A 25,242-nucleotide genomic window follows, 5' to 3' on the forward strand; every position below is an offset into this window, starting at 1 on the left:
ACCTTCGGGACCATGAATGCGCAGGGGGAACGCTGGACGGCGGAGCAGGTGCTCGCACTGGCTCCTGACGCCGCATCACGCAAGGCGGGGACCAAGCTCGCGACACCCGGCCCGTGGTCGGGCGCGGGCACGGACGGGGGCGGCCGCGCGGACGGGGGCGCGGGCTCGGTGTGGGGGGAGTGCAAGGGCAGCGGCAGCACGCCGTACCGCACGGTCGTGGACCTGGCGGGGCAGGACGGCCCCGCCTTCCACTGCAGTTGCCCGAGCCGCAAGTTCCCGTGCAAGCACGCCCTGGGCCTGCTGCTGTTGTGGGCGGATGGCGAGGCTGCCGTGCCGTCCGCCGCCGGGGCGCCGCCCGGCTGGGCGGGGCAGTGGCTGGAGCGGCGACGTCAGCGCGCGGAGCGGGCGCCGGGCGGCGCGCCCGCCTCTGCGGAGCGGGCGCCGGCCAATGCGGAGGCGGCCCGGCGCCGCGCGGAGCGCCGGGCGCAGCGGATCGCCGCGGGCGCAACGGAGTTGGAGCAGCGGCTGGCCGACCTGCTGCGGGGCGGGCTCGCGGCCGTCGAGGGCGCGGGCTACGGACAGTGGGACGAGACGGCGGCCCGCATGGTCGACGCCCAGGCGCCGGGTCTGGCAGCGCACGTACGGGAGTTGGCGGCTGCGGCCGGCTCGGGGGCCGGCATGGAGTGGGCCTCCAGACTGCTGGAGGAGTGCGCCCTGCTGCACACGCTCAACCAGGGCTTTCTGCGCGTCGACCGGCTTCCGGAGCCGCTGGCCGCGACGGTCCGGGCCCGCGTCGGCATCACCTCGGACGCAGCGGCGCTGCTGGCCTCCGCCCCGCCCGTGCGGGACCACTGGCTCGTCCTGGCCCAGCGTGACAGTGACGACGGCCGTCTGATCACCCGCCGCATCTGGCTCCACGGCCGGAGCACGGGCCGCATGGCTCTTCTCCTCTCCTACGGCGCGGCCGGCCGTGCGCCCGAGCTGTCCCTGCCGGTGGGGCTGGCCGTGGACGCCGATCTCGTCTTCCACCCGTCCGCGCGGCCGCTGCGCGCGGTGCTGGGCACCCGGCACGGCGCCCCGGCACCCTGTCCGGAACCGCCCCCGGGCGGGGACACGACGGCGGCGCTGCGCACCTACGGCGAGGCCCTGCGGGACGACCCCTGGCTGGAGGCGTGGCCGGTGGTGCTGTCCGCGGTGGCGCCGGTCCCGGGCGCGGACGGCCGCGGCTGGCAAGTGGCCGACGCGGACGGCCCGTCGGCGCTTCCCGTCGACCCCCGGTGCGAGGGGGACAGTGCGGGGTTGTGGCGGCTCGCGGCGATATCCGGCGATGGCCCGGTGCGGGTCTTCGGGGAGTGCGGCCACCGGGGCTTCACGCCGCTGGCGGCGTGGGCACCGGACGCGGTGGCGCTCTGAGCACCTACCGGCCGTCCCCCCCTTCTCCCTCCCCCTCCCCTCCCCCTTCTTCAGCGACGGTCCCGCAGCGAGGAGCAGGCACATGACCACCACTTGGAACGATCTCGTCACCACCGCGCTGCTCGGTACCGAGCGGCGTGCCGTGCCCGTGGGCGTCCGGGAGCCGGGGCAGGAGCCCGCCGGGGCGCTGCTGGACGCCGCCGCGGTGCGGACCGTGCAGCGGCGGGCGGCTCTGCTGCCGGTCGCGGCGAGAGCGCGGCCCGAGCCCGCGCCGGAGGACGGGCGGCCGCCGCTGCCCGCCGCCGCGCGGCTGCGGCTGGAGCGGCTGCTCGCCGACCGGGCCGGCGCCGGCGGCGGGGGGCGCCGGGGCGGCGCAGCGCCCGACCTCACCGAGCTGTTGCCGCAGTGGCTGGCCGCGGCCAACGGGCACGGGTTCAGGGCCCCGGAGGCACTGCTGCCCGCGCTGCTGGAGGCCGCCCGGGCCCGGAGCGACCTGCGGCCGGAGGCGCTGGCCCTGGGCGGGCCCCGGGCCCTGTGGCTGGCCCGGCTCAACCCGCAGTGGAAGTACGCGCTGCGCGGTGACGCGGCCGGTGGTGCGGCGCTCGCCGCGAGCGGCGTTGTCGCCGGGGCGGAGGGGCGGCACGTCTGGGAGGAGGGGTTGTTCGCGGAGCGGGTGGCCGTGCTCGCGGCCCTGCGGCGGCGGGACCCGGCGGCGGGGCGCGAGCTGCTGGGCTCGACCTGGGGGAAGGAGCGGGCGGAGGACCGGCTGATGTTCCTGGACGTCCTGCGCGAGCAGCTCTCCCCCGCCGACGAGCCGTTCCTGGAGCAGGCCCTGTCGGACCGGAGCCGCAACGTCCGTTCCGCTGCTGCCGAGCTGCTGACCACGCTGCCCGGTTCTGCGCTCGCGGCCCGGATGGCCGCCCGGGCCCGGGCCTGCGTCGCCCTGGACCGCACCACGGACGGCGGCCCGCGCATCGTGGTGGAGGCGCCGCCCGAGTGCGACGGGGGGATGGAGCGGGACGGCGTCGTGGCCAAGCCGCCGTCGGGGCGGGGTGAGCGGTCGTGGTGGCTGAGCCAGTTGGTGGAGGCGGCCCCGCTGGAGATCTGGTGCGAGCGGCTGGGGGTGGGCGGGGCGGCGGAGGCCGTGGCACTGCCGGTCGCCGACGGCTGGCAGGCGGACCTGCACGCCGCGTGGTGCCGCGCCGCCGTCCGGCAGGGAAATGCCGAGTGGTCACGGGCGCTGCTGGGGCCCGCGGCCCACCCGCCCGCGCCGCAGGGCTCGTCCTGGCTGGACCCGGCCAGGCTGCTCTCGGCCCTGCCGGCCGGGGAGCGGGCGGCGTGGGTGGCCGAGTTCATCGCGGTCCACGGTTTGTCGGAGGCGTTCCGGCTGCTGGGCGTGTGCGCGGTGCCGTGGGCGGAGCCGCTGGGCGCGGCGGTGGTGGACGCCCTGGACAGCGCCCGCGACGCGGGCGGCTACCCCTGGAGCTTCAGCGGCGTCATGGGCCTGGCAGAACGCTGCCTGAACCCGGCCCAGGCCGACCGCCTGAGCGTCCTGACCACTGCTCCGGGCGGGCCGGCGGTGGCGTCCGACTACTGGACGGAGGCGTTCCAACGTCTGATAGGCACCCTGCGCCTACGCGCCACGATGCAGAGGGAACTCGCCGAGGGCGCGCCCGAGAAGACCGCCCGGTAGCCCCGCGGCCACCGCCCGGCGAGCGGTGCGCCACTACGGGTGCGGCAGCGACGTCTGCCGAGCCGGGGGGCGGGGCGAGTCCTGTCGCCGCCACCGGCGCGCGGTGGACGCCACCGCGGGCGGGGCGGCGGCAGCCGCTGAGCCATCGGGGTGGGGGCGCGCGCAGTCGCCGCGGCCGCGGGAGCGACGTCTGCCGTGCCGGGGGGCGGGGGCGAGTCCTGTCGCCGCCACCGCGGACGGGCGCAACGCCCCGCCGCCACCGGCGCGCGGTGGGCGCCGGTGGCAGCCGCTGAGCCATCGGGGTGGGGCGTGCGGCAGTCGCCGTGGCCACGGAGGCGGCACAAGGGCCCGCGGGCCTCGCCGCGCGGGCCGCTACCGGCGGTGGGGCGGCGCCGTCGGGCCCCGGCGCCCGGTCCGTCCGCGGCAGGGCGCCGGGGCGGGTGGTTCGTCGCTCCGGGTGGGACGGCGCGGCGGCGGGGCGACATGGGCCCCTGGAGGCACAGCGCCCCGGCGCAGGGCCGGGGGGCGACGGCCGCCGTGCCGTCGGGGCAGGGCCCATCGGCGGCCGCCGAAGACAGGCGTCGGACGTCAGGCGCCTGCGGCTTCACGGACGTTGGTGTTGACCCATTCCACGATCGCGGTCGTCGTCGCGCCGGGGGTGAAGATCTCCGCCACGCCCTGTTCCTTGAGGAGGGGGATGTCCGCCTCGGGGATGATGCCGCCGCCGAAGACCTTGATGTCCGCCGCGTCGCGCTCCTTCAGGAGCTCTATCACCTTGGCGAAGAGGGTGTTGTGCGCACCGGAGAGGATGGAGAGGCCGATCGCGTCGGCGTCCTCCTGGATCGCGGTGTCCACGATCTGTTCCGGCGTCTGGTGGAGGCCGGTGTAGATGACCTCCATGCCGGCGTCGCGCAGCGCCCGTGCGATGACCTTGGCGCCGCGGTCGTGGCCGTCGAGCCCCGGCTTGGCCACCACCACGCGGATCGGACCGGTCACTCCCATCACTGCCTCCATGTACGTGCCAGTACGTGCCGTCAACCGGCCGCGAGGTCTCCCCGGGCCCAGGCGCCGGGGACGTGAACGAACGTTATCCCCCAGCATCCCGCACGCGGCCGTTTCGCGGTGGAGACCGAGGGGGAAATCACACGTGGGACACCACGTTCGCTACGCACCGTTCCCGCACCCCGCGTCTCACGGGCCGCAAGTGCCCCTCGGAGCGAGTCGCCGGGCCGCGGAACGGTCGCGAGGGGAGCCGCGACGAGGCCGCCGCGCCCCTGTGCCGACAGCCGCGCGGCACAGCGGTCCGGCCGGCAGCGCACAGCTGCCCGGGAGGGCACACGGGGGAGAGGGTCGCTCCCTGCGTGCTGTTCGGGAGGTCGGTCGGCCATGGGAGCCTTGCCTTTGTCGGTTCTCCATATCTTCTTGCGCCCTTGTGCTCTTGTGCGTCCATCGGCCGCACTCGTGCGCTCCACGGTGCTGGAGCTGGCGATCCTCGCCGGGCATCTGCTGGTCTACCCGACCGGCATGGCCCAGGAGCGCCGGCCGCCGCCGGTGCCCGTACCCGCACCCGTACCCGCGCCCGCCCCCGTGCCCCCGCCGGCACCTGCCGCCCCCACCTCCACTGCGGCCGCACCCGCCCCCGCGGGCCGTGCGCCCGTGCTGCTCCTCCACGGCTTCATCGACAACCGTTCGGTGTTCGTCCTGCTGCGGCGCTCACTGCGCCGGCACGGCTGGCAGCAGGTCTGGTCCCTCAACTACTCCCCGCTGACGTGCGATCTCCGCACCGCGGCCGCGATGCTCGGCCGGCACGTCGAGGAGGTCTGCGCCCGCACCGGCCGGGAGCGGGTCGACATGGTGGGCCACAGCCTCGGCGGCCTGATCGCCCGCTACTACGTCCAGCGGCTGGGCGGCGACGCCCGCGTCCGCACCCTCGTCACGCTCGGCACCCCGCACGGCGGCACGCGCGTCGCGCCCCTGATGTCCGCCCATCCCCTGGTTCGGCAGATGCGCCCCGATTCGGATGTCATCGCGGAGTTGGGCGAGCCCGCCCCGCATTGCACGACGCATTTCATCTCCTTCTGGAGCGACCTCGATCAGATCATGGTCCCCGTCGAGACGGCCGCTATCGATCACCCGGATCTCATTTCGCGCAATGTGCGCGTGAGCGGCGTGGGCCATCTCGCCCTGCCCGTGCACCCGGAGGTGGCGGCGGGGATCCGGCAGGCGCTGACCTCGGACGAGGCGGAGACGGGCGCCACGGGGGCCGCGTCCGTCGCCTGATCATCCGGGATTGAGCCGGATACGGATCGAACGAATATCGAACGCCGGGTCGACCCATCACGGCCCACTCCGCCAAAAGGCGACTAAATGCCCGGTCCCCGACCGGCCGAAACGCGAGGAAGATTGTCGTCGTCGCATACCGCCGGGTACAGTCGCCGCTAATTCTCCTGCTGCCAAGGCGAAATGGAAGTGGTGGTGAACGACCGTCACCCGTCGGCGGGCCCGGCTCCGTCCGTTCCCGCTCCCGATGCCTCCTACGGGCACTACGCCTCGTACGAGCAGCAGAGCATTCCGCAGGGCCATACCGCGTACGACGGTTACAGCTCCGGCCAGTGGGACACCACGGGCCAATGGGGCACCACCGGACACACCCAAACGTGGGATTTCAGCGGTTACGACCTTTCCGGCCACACGGGACACTCGGGTCACACCGACCCCCTGGGTCAGCACCACACCGGGCAGCACCACACCGGTGAGTACAGCGGCCAGTGGGAGACAGGCGCCTGGAGCGCGGCCGGTTCGCCGGCCGGTGTGTACGACACCTCCGGCCAGGGTTACCAGTGGGACCAGTGGGGCACGGGCGGCTACGACCAGGCCCACGCCCAGGGTTGGGACGGGACCGGGCAGTACGCCTCCGGCACATGGGACACCACGGGCCAGTCGGACACGTCCGGCCAGTGGGACATCAGCACCCAGCAGACGCAGATGTGGGACACCAGCGCCTACGCCTCCATGGAGAACCACCGGCAGGCGCCTGTGCAGGCCGCTCCCGCCGTCGCGGCCGAAGTCCCGCACTCGCCCACCGTGATGGTCGACGTCTCCGGTCTCGACCTCGACGCCGCGCCCGCGCCCGCACCCACTGCCGCCGTCCCCGCCGCCCGGACCGTCGCCGACGCCGAGACCCGCACCATAAGCGTCCTCGACCTGGAGCCCGAGCAGGCGGAGCAGGACGCACCGGACACCGCGGGCGCCGCGCTCCCCTCCCCCTCCCGGGCGAGTCACGACGACGCCCCGGACCGCGCCCGCGCCAACCGGCGCAAGGGCTCACCGCCCCGCACCGGTTACCGTCCGCGCCGCAAGGCGCTGCTGACGGTGGCCGTGCCCTCGGTCGCCGTCATGGGCGTGGCCGGCATCGCCGCCGCCTCCGTGATGTCCGGCGGCGAGAAGGACACCCCGCAGACCACCGCCGCCTCGGCCCCCGACACGGCCGTCAAGACCCAGGCGGCCAACAGCAAGCTGGACACCCAGCTCGCGAGCCTCAGCCGGGGTGCCGACGACTTCGCCAGCCGCGCCAACCGCACCCAGGAGCGCATCGACCTCAAGGCCCGCCAGGACGAGGAGCGCAAGCGCAAGGCGGAGGAGGCGGCGAAGAAGGAGCGCGAGCGGCCGAAGTACTCGCTCCCCGTCGCGCAGCACGGGCTGAGCGCGATGTACGGGCAGGCGGGCGTCAACTGGATGTCCGTGCACACCGGCATCGACTTCCCCGTCAGCTACGGCACGCCCGTCATGGCCGCCACCGACGGCACCGTCCGTACGCAGTACAACGTGGCCTACGGAAACATGGCCATAGTGACGTCACCCGACGGCACCGAGACCTGGTACTGCCACCTCAGCAGCACCAAGGTGCGCTCCGGGCCCGTCAAGGCCGGGGACGTCATCGCCTACTCCGGCAACTCCGGCAACTCCACCGGCCCTCACCTGCACTTCGAGGTGCGGCCCGGCGGCTCGGCCGTCGACCCGCTGCCCTGGCTGCGCAGCCACGGCTTCGACCCCACGTAGGACGCGGGTACGGAACCGGGCCGGTACGAAAACCGGCCCGGCCCGCGCTGCGTCTCCGCCCGCTACAGCTTCTCGACCGGCGCGTACCGCAGCAGCAGACGCTTGGGCTTCTCGCCGCCGAAGTCGATGGTGGCCTCGGCGTTGTCACCGCTGCCCTTGACGGCGACGACCGTGCCGAGCCCGAACGAGTCGTGCGTGACGCGGTCGCCGGTGACCAGCGCGACCACGGGCCGGTCGTTGGCGCGCCGCGTCGCGAAACCTCCCCCGAACTCCGTCCGGGAGGTGCCCCCAGGCCCCGCCTTGCCGCGGCCACCGCTGCGGGAGGAGGAGAAGCCCGAGGTGATGCCGGAGCCGGCGCCCAGCGAGGACGCGGACGGCGTCGCGGGCCCGGTGCGGCGCCAGGCCAGGTACTGCTCGGGGATCTCCTCCAGGAACCGCGACGGCGGGTTGTACGAGGGCTGCCCCCACGCGCTGCGCATGCTCGCGCGCGTCAGGTAGAGCCGCTCGCGGGCGCGGGTGATGCCGACGTAGGCGAGGCGGCGCTCCTCCTCCAGCTCCTTCACCTGGCCCAGGGCACGCATGTGCGGGAAGACGCCGTCCTCCATGCCGGTGAGGAAGACGACGGGGAACTCCAGGCCCTTCGCCGTGTGCAGCGTCATCAGCGTGATGACGCCCGTGCCCTCGGTGTCCTCGTCGGGGATCTGGTCGGAGTCGGCGACCAGGGCGACCTTCTCCAGGAAGTCGGCCAGCGTGCCCGGCTCGTCCTCCGTGCGCTCCTGCTCGAACTCCAGGGCGACGGCCGCGAGCTCCTGGAGGTTCTCGACGCGGGTCTCGTCCTGCGGGTCCGTGGACGCCTGCAGCTCGGCGAGGTAGCCCGTGCGCTCCAGCACCGCCTCCAGCACCGTCGCGGGGCCGGCCCCGGACTCGACGACGGTGCGCAGCTCCTCCATCAGCACGTTGAAGCGCTTGACGGCGTTGGTGGAGCGGGCGGCCATGCCGTACGCCTCGTCCACACGGCGCAGCGCCTGCGGGAAGCTGATCTTCTCGCGCAGCGAGAGGGCGTCGATCATGGCTTCGGCGCGCTCGCCGATGCCGCGCTTGGGGACGTTGAGGATGCGCCGCAGCGGGACGGTGTCCTCGGGGTTGGCGAGCACCCGCAGGTACGCCAGGATGTCGCGGACCTCCTTGCGCTCGTAGAAGCGCACGCCGCCGACGACCTTGTAGGGCAGGCCGACGCGGATGAAGATCTCTTCGAAGACGCGGGACTGGGCGTTGGTCCGGTAGAAGACGGCGACGTCGCCGGCCTTGGCGTCCTTGGCGTCGGTCAGCCGGTCGATCTCGTCGGCGACGAACTGGGCCTCGTCGTGCTCGGTGTCGGCGACGTAGCCGGTGATGGAGGAGCCCGCGCCGGCCTCGGTCCACAAGTTCTTGGGGCGGCGGTTCTGGTTGCGCTCGATGACGGCGTTGGCGGCGCTGAGGATCGTCTGCGTGGAGCGGTAGTTCTGCTCCAGGAGGATCGTGGTGGCGTCCGGGTAGTCCTCCTCGAACTGGAGGATGTTGCGGATGGTGGCGCCGCGGAAGGCGTAGATCGACTGGTCGGCGTCGCCGACGACGCACAGCTCGCCGACGCCCTCCTCGCCGGCCGTCTCCGGCGTGCCCACCAGCTCGCGCACGAGCGTGTACTGCGCGTGGTTGGTGTCCTGGTACTCGTCGACCAGGACGTGCCGGAAGCGGCGGCGGTAGTGCTCGGCCACGTCCGGGAACGCCTGCAGCAGGTGGACGGTGGTCATGATGATGTCGTCGAAGTCCAGGGCGTTGGCCTCGCGCAGCCTCGACTGGTACATCGCGTACGCCTCGGCGAGCGTCTTCTCGAAGCCGTCGGCCGCCTGCGCGGCGAACGCCTCCTCGTCGACGAGCTCGTTCTTGAGATTGGAGATCTTCGCGCTGAACGACTTCGGCGGGAACTTCTTCGGGTCGAGGTCGAGGTCCCGGCAGACGAGCGCCATGAGCCGCTTGGAGTCGGCCGCGTCGTAGATCGAGAAGGAGGAGGTGAAGCCGAGCTTCTTGCTCTCACGGCGCAGGATCCGCACGCACGCGCTGTGGAAGGTCATCACCCACATCGCGTGGGCGCGCGGGCCGACGAGCTGCTCGACGCGCTCCTTCATCTCGCCCGCGGCCTTGTTGGTGAAGGTGATCGCGAGGATCTGACCGGGGTGCACGCCGCGCGCGCCCAGCAGGTGGGCGATGCGGTGGGTGAGCACGCGGGTCTTGCCGGAGCCGGCGCCCGCGACGATCAGCAGCGGCGATCCCGTGTGCACGACGGCGGCACGCTGCTGCTCGTTCATGCCCTCCAGCAGTGCGGCCGGGTCCACGACGGGCCGGGCGGCGCCGTCGCGGTAGTACGCCTCGCGGGGGACGGGCGCGTCGAAGGCGCCGCCGAACAGGTCGTCCGGCAGGGGCTCCGGGGCCGTGTCCTCCGGGGGCGGCGGGTGCTCCTCGTCGGAGGGGGCAAAATCCGCCAGGAAGCTGTCGTCAAAGAGGCTGCTCATCGCCTCCCGAGTCTAGGCCGCCCCGCTGACAGCCGGTCCCGGATCCGGCGGACAGTGTCCAGGCCCACAGGACGGCCGGGGCCGCCGGGCCCGAAGGCCCGGCCCAAAGGCCCGGCGCAAGGACCCGGCGCAAGGGCCCGGCGCGCAGAACTCGCCGCGACGACCTCGCCGCGCGCAGACCGCGGCGCGCGCAGACCTCGGCCCTCAGACCTCGGTGCTCAGACCCAGAGGACGGCGATGAAGACGTTGGCGGCCGTCAGCGCGCCCACCGTGCCGAAGGCGGCCGCCTCGACCTTCTCGTCGTCGCGCTTGACGTAGACCAGGCCCAGGATCACGACCAGCAGCGCCAGCTTGATGCCGATCTTGACGGTGTTGAGGGTGTGGTCCTCGGCCTGGTTGAGGCCGACCAGCGCGACGCCGGTGACCAGCATGGTCAGCGCGCCGTGCAGCATCGCCGGAACCATGCGCGCCGTGCCCTTGCCCATGGCCTTCATCTGGGTCATGAAGCCGCCGAGCAGGGCGGCGATGCCGATGACGTGCAGGCCGACGACGGCGTGAATGAGTACGTCCATGGGGCACGACCCTAGCCGGGCCCATACCACCCATCGGCGGCGAGGTGGGAGTAATCGGCTCTTCGGTCAGTCCGGGCCCCGTTCTTTCCGTACGGTCGGGAATCGCCCGCCAGGCGCAGTCATCAATTGGCTGATTACAGCCAATACCGGTCATGGCCGTTTCCCCGCGATCCCGGGGTTTAGCGTCCTCATCCAGACGGCGGTGGCCCGCCCTCCCCCCCCTCGCGCGGGCCACCGCCGGGCATCTCTTGCCGGACCCGAAGGAAGTGACGGCCGTCGTGGCGACGCACCGAAAGCCCAAGCAGAACCCGCTCGCCGGCAGCACCGCGCGCACCGCGGCCACCCTGGCCCTGGCGGGCGCCGCCACCGCCACCGCTCTGGAGGGCACCGGGCACGCCACCCCCGCGATCACCGCCGACCAGGCGAAGAGCCAGGTGGCGGGCTACTACCGGCAGGCCGAAGTGGCCACCGAGAAGTACAACGGCGCCAAGGAGCGGACCGACCGGGCCCGGTCCGCCCTCGACCGGCTGCAGGACGAGGCCGCACGCCGGACGGAGCGGCTGAACGCCGCCCGCAACGCCCTGGGCTCCTTCGCCACCGCCCAGTACCGCGAGGGCGGCATGCCCGCCGGGGTGCGGCTGCTGCTCTCCTCCAGCCCCGACCGCTACCTGGAGAGCGCCGCGCTCGCCGACCGGGCCGGGACCCGGCAGGCCGTGGCGGTGGCCCGGGTGCGGCACGAGCTCCGCGACGTCCAGCAGGTCCGTACCACCGCCGGGGCCCGGCTCTCGGAGCTCCGGCGCGAGGAAGCCGCGCTCGCGGTGCACAAGCGCACCATCGAGGCCAGGCTCGCCAAGGCGAAGGAGGTGCTGAACGCCCTGCCCGCCGCCGAGCGCACGGCGGTCGAGGCGGCCGACGGCGCGGTGGAGACCGCCGGGACCGCGGGCACCGCGGGCAAGGCGGCGGCGCACACCGCGCTCGCCGCTGCGGGGGCCGTTCACGCCGCCCCGGCCCCGGCCGCTTCGGGGCGGGCCGCCCGGGCCGTGGCCTTCGCCTACTCCGCCATCGGCAAGCCGTACGTGTGGGGGGCGACCGGCCCGTCCGGATTCGACTGCTCGGGGCTGACGCAGGCGGCGTGGCAGGCGGCCGGGGTGTCGCTGCCGCGCACGACGTACACGCAGATCAACGCCGGGCGGCGGGTCGCCCGGAACCAGCTCGCCCCCGGTGACCTGGTGTTCTTCTACTCCGGCATCAGCCACGTCGGGCTCTACATCGGCGGCGGCCGGATGATCCACGCTCCGCACCCGGGCGCCCCGGTGCGCATCGCACCGATCGACGAGATGCCCTTCGCGGGAGCGTCCCGGCCCGCTTGAGAAGCGGACCGGACCCGGCCGACGGCCCAGCGTCGGGCCCGGTCGGCGGCTCAGCGGCCGGGCCCTGCCGGCGGCTCAGTGGGTGAGCTGCTGGCTCAGCCACTTGAAGACGTCGGGGACCTGCCGCTTCCAGACGGCCGTGCCGTGACCGCCGGCGCCCGCCGGGACCATGACGACGTGCACGGTCGCCGGCGGCTTCGCGGCCTGCTTCAGCGCCTGCCCGCTCTGGTAGCCGTCGCCCTCCGCACCCGAGAGGAACAGCGCCGTTCGGGGCGGGGTCTTGGCGTGCTGCAGCATGGTCAGGGGGTTGTTGGCCTGCCGCAGGTCCGGCGTCTTCGCGGTGAGCGAGGCCGGCTCGCCGGCGGGGTCGTTGTAGCCGGACAGGCTGACGCCGGCCCGGTAGCGGTCGGGGTGGGCGACGGCGAGCTTGGTGGCGCAGTGCGCCCCGGCCGAGTAGCCGGCGACGGCCCAGCCGTCGGGCTTGTCGGAGGCGCGGAAGGTGTCGAGGACCATCTTGCGGACGTCGACGCTCAGCCACGTGTCGGCGTTGACCTTGCCCGGGGTGTTGGCGCAGCCGGTGTCGACGTCGCCGAGGAGCGTGGTGCGCGGCGCCACGATGATGAACGGCGCGACCTCGCCCTTCTGCATCATCGGCTTGAGCTGGGTATTGACGTTCAGGGTGCCGAACCACGCCTTGGCCGAGCCGGGGAAACCGGGCAGCACCTCGACCACCGGGAACTTCTTGTCCTTGTGGGCCGGGTCGTCGTACTGCGGCGGCAGCCAGACGTAGACCTCGCCCTCGACGCCCGATATGCGGCCCTTGAGCTTGGTCTCCTGGACGCCGGGTCCCATCCGCTTGTCGGAGGCGGGGGTGAACTTCTGCACCACCTTGGGCTCGCCGTCCAGCGACTTGCCGCCGGTGCCGTCCGGGCCGAGGTCGGCCGCCGCGCTGACGTGGTCACCGGTGCCCAGCAGATCGGCCCAGGTGTCGAACAGCCCGTTGGCGTTGTTGACGGCCACGAAGACCACGGCGATGGCCGTGACCTGCGCGAACAGCAGCATGAACAGGCGCGTGACGTGGCGCACCAGGCGGGACCCGCCGATCTTGCCCCACAGCGCAAGCGGCAGGGCCAGGGCCACGACGACCAGGACGATCGTCGTCAGGAAGAAGGGTGTTCCCGTCAGGCTCATCGGGCGGCGGCTCTCGTTTCGGGTGCTGTGCTTCTCGCCCTGGCTAGATGGCGAGGAGGGCGGGGAGGTTCCCCGCGGCCCCGTCGAGTGACCGCCCAGCCCGGCGGGTCAGCTCACACCAGCCGCCGTGCCGTCGCCCACCGGGTCAGCTCGTGCCGGTTGGAGAGCTGGAGCTTGCGCAGCACCGCCGAGACGTGGGACTCGACCGTCTTCACCGAGATGAAGAGCTGCTTCGCGATCTCCTTGTAGGCGTAGCCGCGGGCGATCAGGCGCAGCACCTCGCGCTCGCGCTGCGTGAGGCGGTCGAGGTCCTCGTCGACCGGCGGGGCGTCCGTCGAGGCGAAGGCGTCGAGCACGAAGCCGGCCAGCCGGGGCGAGAAGACCGCGTCGCCGTCCTTGACCCGGAAGACGGCGTCGACCAGGTCGGTGCCGGTGATGGTCTTGGTGACGTAGCCGCGCGCGCCGCCCCGGATGACGCCGATGACGTCCTCGGCGGCGTCGGACACCGACAGCGCCAGGAAGCGCACGGGGGCGTCCTGATCGGCCATCATGGCGGCGCTGCGGCGCAGCACCTCCACCCCGCCGCCGCCGGGGAGGTGGACGTCGAGCAGGACGACCTCGGGCCGGGTCGCGGTGATGACCGTGACCGCCTGGTCGACGTCGGCGGCCTCGCCGACGACCTCGACGCCCGTGCGGTCGGTGGCGCCGATCTCGGCCTGCACGCCCGTGCGGAACATGCGGTGGTCGTCCACCAGCACCACCCTGACGTGGCGCGCTGCGCCCCCGCCGGTCTCTTCGGTCGTCATGCCTTCTCCGCCCTCTCCATCTCCAGCTCCACTTCCGTCCCCCCGTCGGGCGCGGAACGCAGTCTCGCCGTACCGCCGTTGCGCTGCATCCGGCCGATGATCGACTCGCGGACGCCCATCCGGTCGTCCGGCACCGCGTCCAGGTCGAAGCCGGGGCCGCGGTCGCGCACGGAGATGAAGACCGTACGCCCTTCGACCTCGGCGTAGACCTGCACCGCCCCGCCGTCGCCACCGTACTTGGCCGCGTTGACCATGGCCTCACGGGCCGCCTGCAGCTGGGCACCCAGCCGCTCGTCGAGGGGGCAGTCGCCGACGACCACGACCTCGATGGGCACGCCGTGGTAGTCCTCGACCTCGGCGGCGGTGGCCTTGACGGCCTCGGCCAGGGTCTGCGGCTCCTCGGCCTCCTCCTTGCCCCGGCCCTCGGGGTTGTACAGCCAGTTGCGCAGCTCGCGCTCCTGGGCGCGGGCCAGGCGGGCGACCTCGCGGGAGTCCTCGGCGTTGCGCTGGATGAGGGTGAGGGTGTGCAGGACGGAGTCGTGGACGTGGGCGGCGACCTCGGCCCGCTCCTGCGCGCGGATGCGCATCGTCCGTTCGGCGGAGAGGTCCTGGGTCATCCGCACGACCGAGGGGCCCGCCAGCAGCGCTATGCCGACGAGCACCGCCAGCGACGCCTGCAGGACCGTGCCCAGGTGCTCGGCCGAGCCCTGGAGCACGACGATGCCGGTCGCGCCGACCCCGACGAGCACCACGCCCGCCGCGCCGCGCGCGAGCGGCAGGACGCGCTTGCGGCGGCTGACCTCCATCCAGTGGGCACGCCGGGCGTTGTCGGCCTGGCGCCAGACGAGGGCGACACCCGCGCCTATGAAGATCAGCGGCCAGATGTAGGTGTTGGCACGGCCGAGGTGGAGCCGGTCGAGGAAGATCGCGGCGCTGATGAGCAGAGCGAGGAAGGCGAAGACCTGGCCGCGGTCGGGCTTGCGGGCGAAGAGCCGGCGGCGGCCGTCCGCGGTGACCTCGGCGAACGCCAGGGGGCGTGCCTCGACGCCGCCCACGCCGAGCGGCACGACGAACCAGAACACCGCGTACAGCAGCGCCCCCATGCCCTCCGCCATGAACAGCGCGAGGAACACCAGCCGCACCCAGGACACCGGCACGCCCATGTGCCCGGCGAGCCCGCGGGCCACGCCGCCGAGCATGCGGCCCTCCGCGCTGCGGTAGAGCTTGCGCAGGGGCGGGCCTTCGGGGGGCGGGGCGGTGGTCATGCACTGATCGTCACACGGGGGCGGGGGCCGTGGCATCAGGGTCGCCCCTGAGGAGTCCCCCATCCCGGCGTCAGTGGTCCGTTCCCTTGTCCTCGGGCAGCACGAAGCCGTCCTTGACGTCGTCGAACACCTTCTTGTGCTTGTCCCAGTCCGCCTTGGGCGCCGAGAGGTAGATCGCGTACTCGTTCTGGCCCGGGCGGCCGAACCCCAGGTCCACGGCCCGGAAATCACGCGCCCGTCCCCGCCAGGAGAACTCCCAGAGCGCGGCCGGCTGCCCCCGGTACTCCGTGCTCTGCATGCGCAGTTGCTTGTAGCCGGGCAGCTTGCCCTCCGCCACGGACTTGGCCTCGTCGTCCTTCCAGCGCTGGAGGGGGTCGCTGCTCGCGAGGTCGAGGACGGAGATGCGCAGCCCGACCAGTTCGGTCGGGTCGACGTAGAGGATCTCGCCGCTTTCCTGCAGCCTCTTGCGCTTCCAGCCGTCCGGCACGGGGAAGGAGACGCCCACTTCCTTCTCCTCGGCCAGGTGGTAACCCTTGGGGAGGGGCGGCGGTTTGTGGGCCGACGGGCTCGGCGCCGACGTCTCCTTCGACGTCGACGGAAGGGGTGCGGCGTTGTCGTCGCTCTCGTCGCCGCCTTGCGGGAAGAGGACGTACGCGCCGGCCGCCAGCCCCAGCGCGAGGACGGTGCCCACCGCGGTCCAGACCGGCCCCCGGCGGCGCGGGGCCCTGGGCTCCGCCGCCTCTGCCTTCGCCGCTCCCGCTGCCTTCGCCTCCGGGGCTTCGGCCTGACGGGTCGTGGCCGGGGCCGGGGCGGACGTCGGGGCCGTTGCCGTTGCCGTTGCCGGGGCCGTTGCCGTGAAGGTGTTCGCGTCGGCGAGCGTCGCGGCGGACTGCGTCACGGGGGCGGCCGGTGCGGCCGCGGTCGGCGACGTGGCCGAGGGTTCGGCCGAGGTGACGTGCTGCGCGGCGGGCCATCCGGGCGCGACCGGGGCCGGGACGGCCGGTGTCCGCGCGGCGTACGCGTCCGTGCCCCGCCCTATTTCCGGCTCGCGCAGGATCTGCTCGACGAGCTCGGCCGGCGGGCGCAGCGCCGGGTCCTTGGCCAGCAACGTCTCGACGAGCCTGGTCAGCTCGCCCGCCCGGCGCGGCGGCTCGAACGGGTCCATGGCGATCGCGTACGCCGTCTCGACCGCGGTGTCCTTGCGGAACGGCGGCCGGCCCTCCAGGGCCTGGTAGAGCGTGGCGCCCAGCGCCCACAGGTCGGCGGCGGGGCCGGGCTTGGCGCCCTTGACCCGCTCGGGGGCGATGTAGTCGATCGAGCCGACCATCTCGCCGGTCTTGGTCAGGGTGGAGGTGCCGGTGGACTGGGCGATGCCGAAGTCGGTGAGGACGACGCGGCCGTCGTGGCCGAGCAGGACGTTGCCGGGCTTGACGTCGCGGTGCAGCACACCGGCCGCGTGAGCCGCGCGCAGCGCCGCGATCATGCCGCGGCCGATGCGGGCGGCCTCCTCCAGGGTGACGGTGCCGCGCTTGAGCACGTCCCCGAGGGTCGTGGAGGGCACGTACTCCATCACGATGCACGGCAGGCCCTGGTCCTCGACCACGTCGTGGACGACCACCACGTTGGGGTGGGTGATGCGGGCCGCGCTGCGGGCTTCGCGGCGGGTGCGCTCGTAGAGGGTGGCGAGCTCGTCCTCCTCCAGGCCCGGGGACACGTGCAGCTGCTTGACCGCCACCTGACGGCCCAGCAATTCGTCCTCGGCGCGCCAGACGGTGCCCATGCCGCCGCGGCCTATCCGCTCGGCGAGCCGGTATCGCCCCGCGATGAGCCGACCCGTCCCAGGCACTGCACCGTGCACCGCGCGGCCCTCCGGTTTCCCCGTGTGTGTTCGATCCGCCACACCCTAACCGGCCGGGGGTCAGGGACGATCTCAGGGAATGTCCAGGGTCGACACGGATGTCGCATGCACGTTCCGGTTGACACCATGTCCCCATGACCGACGCATCGACCGCCGAGCACGACGCCCGACCACCGCTGCGGCGCAGCCGCGAGCACAAGATGGTCTCGGGCGTCTGCGGCGGGCTCGGCCGCTGCTTCGACCTGGACCCTGTCATCTTCCGCGTGGTGCTGGGAGTGCTGGGGGTCACGGGCGGGCTCGGGCTGATCGTGTACGGCTTCGCGTGGCTGCTCATCCCGCTGGAGGGCGAGGAGGAGAACGAGGGCCGCCGGATGCTGTCGGGCCGCGTCGAGGGGCCGGCGCTCACGGCGGTGCTGTGTGCGCTGGTGGGCTGCGGTCTGTTCCTGTCGATGCTCAACAACAGCGGCGTGATGGCCTTCGCCCTGATGCTGACGATTGCGATAAGCGGCGCCGCCTACTGGTCGCAGCACCGCGGCGAGGCCGAGGAGGAGGCCGGCGAGCCCGGGCCCGCCGACGGCCGGGCCGCCGGGCAGCCGCTGCCGTACGCGGCCCACAAACCCCAGAAGACCGTCAGGGCACTCAAGCCGCACAAGGTGGTGGACGCCCCGCCGGAGACCCAGGCCCCCCCGGCGCCGGGCACCCCCTCGTGGTGGCGCGACCCGGTCAAGGACTCCACGGCCGCAGCCCCTGCCGGCTCTCCCGGCACCGGCTACTTGTGGGGTCCGGACGACGGCACGTACGTCCCCGGGCCCGTCGGCAGCTCCCGCGCCGCCGCCCGCGTGCCCGCCCGGCCGGCGCCCACCGGGCGTCAGCTGGGCGGCTGGACGTTCCTGCTGGCCCTCGCAGCCCTCGGCCTGGGCACCGGCCTGACGTGGCACCACCAGCCGCTGAGCACCTCGCTGGAGACGGGCCTGGCCTGCGCCCTGGGCGTCTTCGGCCTGGGCATCGCGCTCAGTTCGCGCTACGGGCGCACCGGCGGCGGCACCGTCGTCGCCGCCCTGCTGACCGGCACCCTGCTGACCGGCGCCGCCGCCCTGCCCAAGTCCGTGAGCAACGAGTGGATGCGCACGACCTGGCACCCGTCGAGCACGGCCGAGCTGCGCCCGCGCTACGAACTGGGCACCGGCGTCGGCGTGCTCGACCTGAGCGGGGTGGCGTGGCCACAGGGCGGCCCGTCCCCCGTCGCCCTGAGCGCCGAGGTCGGCGCGGGGCAGCTCCGGGTCGTCCTCCCGCAGGACGTGACGGCCGTGCTGGACATCGAGGTCGGCCTGGGAGACATCCAGCTCCCCGGCGAGGGGCGCGAGGACGTCGACGTCCAGCCCGGGCAGCGCAAGCACCTCACCCTGGACCCATCCGCCGGGCACCCCTCGCACGGCACCCTGCAGATCAAGCTCAAGGCCGGCATCGGCCAGGTGGAGGTGGAACGTGCCACGCCATGAATTCGACCCCGGCAGGCTCGTCCTCGGACTGGTCATGCTCGGCGGCTGCCTGGCCTATCTGGCCGCCGCCCGCGGCTGGTGGCACTTCCCCTCCTATGTGCTGCTGCCCGTCATGGTGGCCGGCCTCTGTGCGGCCGGTGTGGTCTCCTTCCTCGCCTACGTCCTGCGCCGGCGCCGCGGCCGCGCCGCCGACCCCGACGACCGCACTGGTCACACCAGCCACACCGGTCACACCAGCTGACGCCGTCACGGACGCGCTCCCCCGCCGTCACGGACGCGCCGCTCCCCCGCCGTCACGGACGCCCGGCACCCGACGCCGTCGCCGCGGGGAGGCCGGCCGCCGTCGGCCGGGGTCAGCCGAAGTGTGCGCCCCGGCCGTGCCGTCGGGCGCGCCCCCGGCGGCGGGCGGACCAGGCCGCGTCCACGGACAACAGCGGCGCACCGGCGATGACCAGTGGCAGCCACGCCATCAGGTAGGCCAGGTCGTTGCCGTAGTAGTAGGGCGTGGTGGACCAGCTGACGGTCAGCCACAGGCTGAGCGAGATCAGCGCGCCGCCGGCCGCGGCGACGCGCGCCCCTATGCCCAGCAGGGTGCCTATGCCCACCGCCAGCTCACCCAGGGCGATGGCGTAGCCGAAGCCGACGGGGCTCTTCAGGGCCAGGTCCACCAGGCCCGGCACGGCGGCGGTCTCCCGTGCCGAGGCCATCAGCGCCCCGATGGACTCCGGCCCCTGGCTCGCCATGAAGGCCGAGTCGGTGAGCTTGTCGAGGCCGGCGTAGACGAAGGTGATCCCGAGGAAGAGGCGCAGCGGCAACAGCGCGTACCGCGCCGTGTCCCGCTCCGCGCCCCCGCGACCCGCCCATGACCTATCGCTCACGTCGCCGCCTCCCTTGCCTTCCTTCGCCCTCACGCACCGTGACCCTTCGTCTTCCGACCATACGTGCGCGGCGCGGAACGCGTTCAGCCCTGTGGACAACCTCCGCCGCGGCCGGCGGAAGTTGTCCACAGGGCTTGTGGGTGGCGGTGCGGGATGCTCAGCGGCCGGTGCGCACGCCCAGGGCACTGCCCTTCAGCCACTGCTCCCAGCTGAGGTTCCAGTCGCCGTAACCGTTGCCGAAGTGGTCCATCGGCTTGGGCTTCGTACCACCGCCGACCTGGACGACGTCGCCCTTGAGGCTCATGCCGTACAGCCACTTGGCGTCGTCGGTGGACATGCCGATGCAGCCGTGGCTGACGTTCTCCTTGCCGAACGACTCGGCGTTGTCGGGGGCCGCGTGCACGTATTCGCCGCTGACGGTCTCGCGCATGCTGTAGTCGTACGAGCCGTAGAAGCCGTCGGGGTGGTTGCGCGGGATGCCGATGGAGAGCGAGTCCATGACGACCCGGCCCTCCTTGGCGAGGATGGTCTTGATGCCCTCGCGGGTGCCGAAGCCCTTGCCCTCGTCGCCGCCGCTGATCGCGATGGTGCGCAGGGTCTTGCCGTTGCGGACAACGGTGAGCTTGTGGGTCTTGAGGTCGACGGTGCTGACCATCGAGTCGCCGATGGTGAAGGAGATCGTCCGGTCCCCGGCGGCGGCGGTACCCGCGGCGAGCTTCACGCCCGCCAGCCGGGCGTCCAGGGTCACCTTGGTACCGGCCGGCCAGAACTTCTCGGGCCGGAAGTGGACGCGGGTGTCGCCCTTGGACTCGTTCCAGTGCCAGGCCCCGGGGACCTGCGGCGAGGTGGAGACCTTCAGCCGTCCCTCGATGCCGGCGCGCAGCTCCTCGGCGACCTTCTGCTGCTTGAAGACGATCGCGATGGGCTGGCCGACGCCGACCTTCTCCCCGCCCGCGGGGGCGATCTCGGGCCGTACGGTCCGGGCGGCGCCGGACAGCATGACGGCCGCCGGGGCCGGCATCTCGGAGACGGGCGCCGGGCTGGACGGCGCCGGGGCCGACGAGCCCCGGGCGGAGGACTTCGCGGGGCGCTCCTCGGCCTCGGCACCGCCGCCGCACGCCGTGACGGCGAGCCCGGTCAGGGCGAGGGCAGCGGACAGCCCGAGGCAACGGGAGAGGCGGCGCATGGTTCTCCTACCGGTTCGTTCTTTGCAGGTCCGGACGCCGGGTCCGGACGCCGGATACGGACGCCGGATACGGGCGCCGGATACGGGCGCCGGGCCCGGACACCAGGGCCGGCCGGCGGGCCCGGACACGACGGAGCCGAGGCGTCGCCGCCTCGGCTACCCACCATCATAGGCAAGGTAAAAGGACCGCAAAGACGCCCGGAAGAACGAGCCACCCCCGCCGCTCGGCGGGGGTGGCAGCGGTGGGTGACGGCGATGGGTGACAGCGGTGATTCCCGCCGTGCGCCGTCAGTCCAGGAGCTCCGGCTCGCTGCGCGTGATCTGCTGGTACAGCGGCTGGTAGTTGATCCACGCCACCAGGTCGTTGCCGAGCTGATCGCGGGTGTGCCCGGCGCTCGCCGCGTCGATGCGCACGGGCTTGCCGGCCGCCTTGGCGGCCAGCTGCACCTGGCAGGAACGTTCCATCGTGATGAACCACCACGCCGCCGCGTCCACCGAGTCACCGACGGTCAGCAGCCCGTGGTTGCGCAGGATGACCGCCTTGTGGGGCCCGAGGGCCGTGGCGATGCGCCGCCCCTCCTCCTCGTCCAGGACGACACCCGTGTAGTCGTCGAAGAGCGCGTGGTCCTCGTAGAAGGCGCACACGTCCTGGGTGATCGGCTCCAGCAGCTCGCCGAGGGCGGCCAGCGCGCGCCCGTACGTGGAGTGGCTGTGCGCGGCGGCCACGACGTCGGGGCGGGCCCGGTGGATCTGCGAATGGATCGCGAACGCGGCCTGGTTGACGTGGTAACGGCCCTCGACGACCTGTCCCCGGTGGTTGACGAGGAGCAGGTCGGAGACGGTGATGTGCTTGAAGGACATCCCGAAGGGGTTGACCCAGAAGTGATCGGTGAACTCCGGGTCCCGGGCGGTGATGTGCCCGGCGACGCCCTCCTCGAACCCGAACCGCCCGAAGAGGCGGAGCGCGGCGGCGAGACGTTCCTTGCGGTACCGCCGCTCGTCCTCGACGGACTCGTGCTTCGGCGGCATGGCGAAGTGGAGCTGGTCGGTGGGTATCGGTTCGGGCGCTTGCGCCTGCGACATGGCGGGGCCTCCTCCGGTGATCCGTGGCTACGGACCGGAAGTTACCGCCGGGGTAGCGGAGGAGGCCAGGACTACGCGCGGACGTCTAGAGCTTGTCGATCTCGGTGAGATCGATGTCGATGTCGAAGGGGACGGTGAGTTTGAGTGTGTCCCGGTACGTCCCGGTCGGCGTGTATGCGCGCGCCTCCTTGTCCAGCTCGAAGACGTGCACGACCGGCTGGTGATCGGTGGTCGTCATCTCGACTCGCCAGAAATGCGGGATGCCCGCGCGGGCGTACTTGAACGGCTTGGTCATCTGGTCGCGCGCCTCGGAGTCCGGGGAGACCACCTCGACCGCGAGCAGTACGTTCTCAACCTGGTAGTACGTCTGCTCCTTGCTGCGAACCGACGCAGCGCGCACGACAGAGACGTCCGGCTCCGGGCCGTTACGCCTGTCGATCACAACGGTCATCTCCCGCCGGACCCTGAGCTCAGGTGGCACGGTGTGGCGCAGGCCGCTCACCAGCAGATCGATCACGATGCTGTGGAAATCCCTCTGCGGACTCACGAAGACCAGGCTCCCGTCGATCAGCTCCGTGTGCGGCGGGAGGTCGGGCAGCGTCAGCAGGTCGTCCACGGTGTAACCGTCCTGCGGCGGCACCGGCCAGTGGTGCGCGGGCTCAGCGGTCATGGTTCCTCCCATGGACGGGATTCTCGGCCGTACGGTCAGCGTACCCACCGAAAACGCCACCGCCGCCGCTCAAAACGAATGAGCGACGGCGGTGGCGTCCTGACCTGACGGCCCTACGAAAGGGCCGGTGGGATTACTCCCACTCGATCGTCCCCGGCGGCTTGCTCGTCACGTCGAGCACCACGCGGTTCACGTCACGCACCTCGTTGGTGATGCGCGTCGAGATCCGCGCCAGCACCTCGTACGGCATGCGCGTCCAGTCGGCCGTCATGGCGTCCTCGGACGAGACCGGGCGCAGCACGATCGGGTGACCGTACGTGCGGCCGTCGCCCTGGACGCCCACGCTGCGGACGTCGGCGAGCAGCACGACCGGGCACTGCCAGATCTCGCGGTCCAGGCCGGCGGCGGTGAGCTCCTCGCGGGCGATGGCGTCGGCCTCGCGGAGCAGGTCCAGGCGCTCCTTGGTGACCTCGCCGACGATGCGGATGCCGAGGCCGGGGCCCGGGAAGGGCTGGCGCTGGACGATCTCGTCCGGCAGGCCGAGCTCCTGGCCGACCATGCGGACCTCGTCCTTGAAGAGCTGGCGGAGCGGCTCGATGAGCTTGAACTCCAGGTCCTCGGGGAGGCCGCCCACGTTGTGGTGGGACTTGATGTTGGCGGTGCCGGTGCCGCCGCCGGACTCGACGACGTCCGGGTAGAGCGTGCCCTGGACCAGGAAGGCGACGTCCTCGCCGCCCGCGCCGGCCTCGGCCACGATCTCGGCCTGGGCCTGCTCGAAGACGCGGATGAACTCACGGCCGATGATCTTGCGCTTGGTCTCCGGGTCGGAGACGCCGGCGAGCGCGTTCAGGAAGCGCTCCTGCGCGTCGACGACCTTGAGCTGGACGCCCGTGGCGGCGACGAAGTCCTTCTCGACCTGCTCGGTCTCGCCCTTGCGCATCAGGCCGTGGTCGACGTAGACGCAGGTCAGCTGGGAGCCGATGGCCTTCTGGACGAGGGCCGCGGCGACCGCGGAGTCCACGCCGCCGGACAGGCCGCAGATCGCGCGCTTGGTGCCGACCATCTCCTTGATGGCGGCGACCTGCTCCTCGATCACGTTGCCCGTGGTCCAGGTCGGCTCGATGCCCGCGCCGCGGTAGAGGAAGTGCTCCAGGACCAGCTGGCCGTGCGTGGAGTGCATCACCTCGGGGTGGTACTGCACGCCGTAGAGCTTCTTCTCGTCGTTCTCGAAGGCGGCGACCGGCACGACGTCCGTGGACGCGGTGACGGCGAAGCCCTCGGGGGCGGCCGAGCAGGCGTCGCCGTGCGACATCCACACCGACTGCTCCGCCGGCGTGCCCTCGAAGAGGGTCGAGCCGGTCTTGGAGACGTGCAGCGGCGTACGGCCGTACTCGCGCGCACCGGTGTTGTCCACGGTGCCGCCGAGCGTGGTGGCCATCAGCTGGAAGCCGTAGCACATGCCGAAGACGGGGACGCCGGACTCGAAGAGGCCGAGGGCGTCGTCCAGGCGCGGGGCGCCCTCCTCGTACACGGACGAGGGGCCACCGGAGAGGATGATCGCCTTCGGTTTCTTGGCGAGCATCTCGGCGACGGGCATCGTGCTGGGCACGATCTCGCTGTAGACGCGGGCCTCACGGACGCGACGGGCGATGAGCTGGGCGTACTGCGCACCGAAGTCGACAACGAGCACCGGTTCCGCGGTGTTGTCGTGGACGGCGGCGGGGGGTGCTGCTGACACGGGAGCGGCCTTCCGGCGGGGTCGAAGAGGGGGCTGTATTTGTCGATTCTACCGGGGCACGGGTGCTTGCCTTTGTCTCACCATCCGAATCCGCATTGGCCCTGCAGCCGCCCGCGGGCCATACTGTGCGCCATGCGCAAGCACTCGACCTTCGTCTTTACCTATGGCATCCGGCCCGTCCGGTGCCATGGTCGTTCTGCTTGAGCAGCTGACAAGCGACTTCCCAGGCGCCCCGGGCCGACAAGGCCCGGGGCGCCTGTCGTTTCTCCGGGCCTTGCCGCTCCGGGGGGCCGCACCCCCTTTGGAGGAACACACATATGAGCACCCCGACCGCGACCGCCACCGCCCTCGCCACCGCCCTCGCCGACGCCCCTGCCGACGCCACCGCCGGCGCACCCGCCGCGACCGGCGCCCGCACCCCCCAGGCCGCCGGCGTGATCACCGGGGCCCGTGAGCGCATCGACGATCTCGACGGCCGGATCATCGGCCTCGTGCAGGAACGGATGGCCGTCTCCGCCGTGATCCAGCGCGAGCGCATCGCCTCCGGCGGCCGCCGCGTCAACCTCTCCCGCGAGATGGAGATCCTCAACCACTACAGCGAGCAGCTCGGCAAGCCCGGCACCGCACTGGCCATGACCTTGCTGGAGCTGTGCCGCGGGCGCGTCTGAGAGCGGGCGTGTCCGGGACCGGGCCGTCACCCGTACGGCGCCGTGACCGGGGGCTGATCATCTTCGTTCATACCGGTGTCCGCGCCATCCAGGAGCGGCCCTCCGAGATCCGCACACGGCTTCCGCCCCCGTCCGTCCGGGCGCCCGGCAACGACAGGGCGGATCCACCGGAGTGTGTGGCGCGCGAGCACGCGCGTCGTGGGACCTCACTCCGGTGGCGCGGCGACCGGTCAGCAGGGGACAGCAGCCCGGCCGCCATCCAGGGACGGTCGGTTCCAGGGACGCCTGGAACCGACCGTATCCGGTCTAAACGGTTGCGCCCGGGGCGGCTCATCCCGCACGATGCCAAGGGAGACACCGACGAGAAGGCCGAGGGGCGCACCAAGTCCCTTGCCCCGCACCGCCATTGGCTCCACGTACTGCCATTGGTTCGACCACATCAGCACCACCTCAGCATCAGCCCTCAGCACCACCCCTCAGCCCGCGACGCTCCCCCCGGCGTCGCTCCGCGGCACCGACCTGCCCTGACCTCGGTGCCGGCAGTCAAGGGCCCCGAGGCCGCCCGCACGCCCCCGCGGAGCCGGCCCGGGGCCCTTCGCCGTGACGAGGGGGCCACCGGATGCCCGTACGGGCCGCGGCGCCCGGCGCCCCGCACCACGGGCTGTGAGATCAATCACTGGACGCCCGCCCGCGTTCCGTACAACTCTTCGAGCCGGGCACCGGTCACCTCCCTGCAAGCGCACC

Annotated in this window: 20 protein-coding genes; 8 read left to right on the forward strand and 12 right to left on the reverse strand. The window is 72.8% G+C overall.

Going from position 1 to position 25,242, the window contains the following annotated elements; genetic code table 11:
- The first annotated feature begins 12 nt into the window (after positions 1-12).
- Positions 13-1,413: an SWIM zinc finger family protein gene (locus tag IE182_RS19620; protein WP_190111179.1), complete on the forward strand. Its 1,401-nt coding sequence runs from the start codon at positions 13-15 to the stop codon at positions 1,411-1,413.
- An 82-nt stretch (positions 1,414-1,495) separates the two neighbouring features.
- A complete protein-coding gene (locus IE182_RS19625) occupies positions 1,496-3,106 on the forward strand; it encodes a DUF5691 domain-containing protein (RefSeq protein ID WP_190111180.1) in 1,611 nt (536 codons plus the stop codon).
- Between the two features lie 588 nt (positions 3,107-3,694).
- Here the strand turns inward: IE182_RS19625 and icmB are convergent.
- Positions 3,695-4,108: a coenzyme B12-dependent isobutyryl CoA mutase small subunit gene (gene icmB, locus IE182_RS19630; RefSeq protein WP_190111181.1), complete on the reverse strand. Its 414-nt coding sequence runs from the start codon at positions 4,106-4,108 to the stop codon at positions 3,695-3,697.
- A 384-nt stretch (positions 4,109-4,492) separates the two neighbouring features.
- On the opposite strand from icmB, the gene IE182_RS19635 reads away from it, so the two are divergent.
- Together IE182_RS19635 and IE182_RS19640 are read left to right on the forward strand one after the other, a co-directional pair.
- A complete protein-coding gene (locus IE182_RS19635; protein ID WP_190111182.1) occupies positions 4,493-5,386 on the forward strand; it encodes an esterase/lipase family protein in 894 nt (297 codons plus the stop codon).
- A gap of 195 nt (positions 5,387-5,581) precedes the next feature.
- Positions 5,582-7,165, forward strand: a complete 1,584-nt coding sequence (locus IE182_RS19640; protein WP_190111183.1) for a M23 family metallopeptidase — start codon at positions 5,582-5,584, stop codon at positions 7,163-7,165.
- A 62-nt stretch (positions 7,166-7,227) separates the two neighbouring features.
- Here IE182_RS19640 and pcrA read toward each other — a convergent pair whose 3' ends face one another.
- The gene (gene pcrA / locus IE182_RS19645; RefSeq protein WP_190111184.1) at positions 7,228-9,714 is read right to left on the reverse strand and encodes a DNA helicase PcrA; all 2,487 of its coding nucleotides are present in this window, start codon (positions 9,712-9,714) and stop codon (positions 7,228-7,230) included.
- 218 nt (positions 9,715-9,932) lie between these two features.
- Positions 9,933-10,286 carry a hypothetical protein gene (locus tag IE182_RS19650; RefSeq protein ID WP_190111185.1) on the reverse strand — a complete coding sequence of 118 codons (354 nt, stop codon included), beginning with the start codon at positions 10,284-10,286 and terminating at the stop codon, positions 9,933-9,935.
- Positions 10,287-10,564: 278 nt separating this feature from the next.
- On the opposite strand from IE182_RS19650, the gene IE182_RS19655 reads away from it, so the two are divergent.
- Entirely contained in the window at positions 10,565-11,656 is a 1,092-nt protein-coding gene (locus IE182_RS19655) for a C40 family peptidase (protein ID WP_190111186.1), read from the forward strand.
- A gap of 75 nt (positions 11,657-11,731) precedes the next feature.
- Here the strand turns inward: IE182_RS19655 and IE182_RS19660 are convergent, their stop codons facing one another.
- From IE182_RS19660 to IE182_RS19675, 4 genes are all read right to left on the reverse strand, one after another.
- Positions 11,732-12,847, reverse strand: a complete 1,116-nt coding sequence (locus IE182_RS19660; RefSeq protein ID WP_190111187.1) for an alpha/beta hydrolase — start codon at positions 12,845-12,847, stop codon at positions 11,732-11,734.
- A 113-nt stretch (positions 12,848-12,960) separates the two neighbouring features.
- Positions 12,961-13,653 carry a LuxR C-terminal-related transcriptional regulator gene (locus IE182_RS19665; RefSeq protein ID WP_190111188.1) on the reverse strand — a complete coding sequence of 231 codons (693 nt, stop codon included), beginning with the start codon at positions 13,651-13,653 and terminating at the stop codon, positions 12,961-12,963.
- Complete coding sequence (locus tag IE182_RS19670) at positions 13,650-14,918, reverse strand: ATP-binding protein (protein WP_190111189.1); 1,269 nt, start codon at positions 14,916-14,918, stop codon at positions 13,650-13,652. The genes IE182_RS19665 and IE182_RS19670 overlap by 4 nt, the downstream gene beginning before the upstream one ends.
- Before the next feature lie 70 nt (positions 14,919-14,988).
- A complete protein-coding gene (locus IE182_RS19675) occupies positions 14,989-16,764 on the reverse strand; it encodes a serine/threonine-protein kinase (protein WP_190111190.1) in 1,776 nt (591 codons plus the stop codon).
- Between the two features lie 146 nt (positions 16,765-16,910).
- Here IE182_RS19675 and IE182_RS19680 point away from each other — a divergent pair, with 146 nt between their 5' ends.
- Positions 16,911-18,275, forward strand: coding sequence for a PspC domain-containing protein (locus IE182_RS19680; RefSeq protein WP_190111191.1), 1,365 nt, complete (start codon positions 16,911-16,913; stop codon positions 18,273-18,275).
- Positions 18,262-18,516: a hypothetical protein gene (locus tag IE182_RS19685; RefSeq protein WP_190111192.1), complete on the forward strand. Its 255-nt coding sequence runs from the start codon at positions 18,262-18,264 to the stop codon at positions 18,514-18,516. The genes IE182_RS19680 and IE182_RS19685 overlap by 14 nt, the downstream gene beginning before the upstream one ends.
- 112 nt (positions 18,517-18,628) lie before the next feature.
- Here IE182_RS19685 and IE182_RS19690 read toward each other — a convergent pair whose 3' ends face one another.
- The 5 genes from IE182_RS19690 to guaA all read right to left on the reverse strand — a co-directional run bounded on the left by IE182_RS19690 (position 18,629) and on the right by guaA (position 23,830).
- A complete protein-coding gene (locus IE182_RS19690; RefSeq protein WP_190111193.1) occupies positions 18,629-19,153 on the reverse strand; it encodes a DoxX family membrane protein in 525 nt (174 codons plus the stop codon).
- A 157-nt stretch (positions 19,154-19,310) separates the two neighbouring features.
- Positions 19,311-20,339: a L,D-transpeptidase gene (locus IE182_RS19695; protein WP_190111194.1), complete on the reverse strand. Its 1,029-nt coding sequence runs from the start codon at positions 20,337-20,339 to the stop codon at positions 19,311-19,313.
- A gap of 288 nt (positions 20,340-20,627) precedes the next feature.
- Positions 20,628-21,422: a class II aldolase/adducin family protein gene (locus IE182_RS19700; RefSeq protein WP_190111195.1), complete on the reverse strand. Its 795-nt coding sequence runs from the start codon at positions 21,420-21,422 to the stop codon at positions 20,628-20,630.
- Between the two features lie 85 nt (positions 21,423-21,507).
- Positions 21,508-22,092, reverse strand: coding sequence for a Uma2 family endonuclease (locus tag IE182_RS19705; protein ID WP_229844951.1), 585 nt, complete (start codon positions 22,090-22,092; stop codon positions 21,508-21,510).
- 133 nt (positions 22,093-22,225) lie between these two features.
- Positions 22,226-23,830, reverse strand: coding sequence for a glutamine-hydrolyzing GMP synthase (gene guaA, locus IE182_RS19710; protein ID WP_190111197.1), 1,605 nt, complete (start codon positions 23,828-23,830; stop codon positions 22,226-22,228).
- A 317-nt stretch (positions 23,831-24,147) separates the two neighbouring features.
- On the opposite strand from guaA, the gene IE182_RS19715 reads away from it, so the two are divergent.
- A complete protein-coding gene (locus IE182_RS19715) occupies positions 24,148-24,498 on the forward strand; it encodes a chorismate mutase (RefSeq protein WP_190111198.1) in 351 nt (116 codons plus the stop codon).
- The last annotated feature ends 744 nt before the right edge of the window (positions 24,499-25,242 follow it).

It is taken from the genome of Streptomyces cinnamoneus (assembly GCF_014650495.1).
Lineage (GTDB): Bacteria > Actinomycetota > Actinomycetes > Streptomycetales > Streptomycetaceae > Streptomyces > Streptomyces cinnamoneus.

What these genes read in the sequence shown, in the direction of transcription:
- IE182_RS19620 (WP_190111179.1), top strand. Translation starts at nt 13, where the DNA reads ATGAATGCGCAGGGGGAACGCTGGACGGCGGAGCAGGTGCTCGCACTG.
- IE182_RS19625 (WP_190111180.1), top strand. Translation starts at nt 1,496, where the DNA reads ATGACCACCACTTGGAACGATCTCGTCACCACCGCGCTGCTCGGTACC.
- icmB (WP_190111181.1), bottom strand. Translation starts at nt 4,108, where the DNA reads ATGGGAGTGACCGGTCCGATCCGCGTGGTGGTGGCCAAGCCGGGGCTC.
- IE182_RS19635 (WP_190111182.1), top strand. Translation starts at nt 4,493, where the DNA reads ATGGGAGCCTTGCCTTTGTCGGTTCTCCATATCTTCTTGCGCCCTTGT.
- pcrA (WP_190111184.1), bottom strand. Translation starts at nt 9,714, where the DNA reads ATGAGCAGCCTCTTTGACGACAGCTTCCTGGCGGATTTTGCCCCCTCC.
- IE182_RS19650 (WP_190111185.1), bottom strand. Translation starts at nt 10,286, where the DNA reads ATGGACGTACTCATTCACGCCGTCGTCGGCCTGCACGTCATCGGCATC.
- IE182_RS19660 (WP_190111187.1), bottom strand. Translation starts at nt 12,847, where the DNA reads ATGAGCCTGACGGGAACACCCTTCTTCCTGACGACGATCGTCCTGGTC.
- IE182_RS19665 (WP_190111188.1), bottom strand. Translation starts at nt 13,653, where the DNA reads ATGACGACCGAAGAGACCGGCGGGGGCGCAGCGCGCCACGTCAGGGTG.
- IE182_RS19670 (WP_190111189.1), bottom strand. Translation starts at nt 14,918, where the DNA reads ATGACCACCGCCCCGCCCCCCGAAGGCCCGCCCCTGCGCAAGCTCTAC.
- IE182_RS19680 (WP_190111191.1), top strand. Translation starts at nt 16,911, where the DNA reads ATGACCGACGCATCGACCGCCGAGCACGACGCCCGACCACCGCTGCGG.
- IE182_RS19695 (WP_190111194.1), bottom strand. Translation starts at nt 20,339, where the DNA reads ATGCGCCGCCTCTCCCGTTGCCTCGGGCTGTCCGCTGCCCTCGCCCTG.
- IE182_RS19700 (WP_190111195.1), bottom strand. Translation starts at nt 21,422, where the DNA reads ATGTCGCAGGCGCAAGCGCCCGAACCGATACCCACCGACCAGCTCCAC.
- IE182_RS19705 (WP_229844951.1), bottom strand. Translation starts at nt 22,092, where the DNA reads ATGACCGCTGAGCCCGCGCACCACTGGCCGGTGCCGCCGCAGGACGGT.
- IE182_RS19715 (WP_190111198.1), top strand. Translation starts at nt 24,148, where the DNA reads ATGAGCACCCCGACCGCGACCGCCACCGCCCTCGCCACCGCCCTCGCC.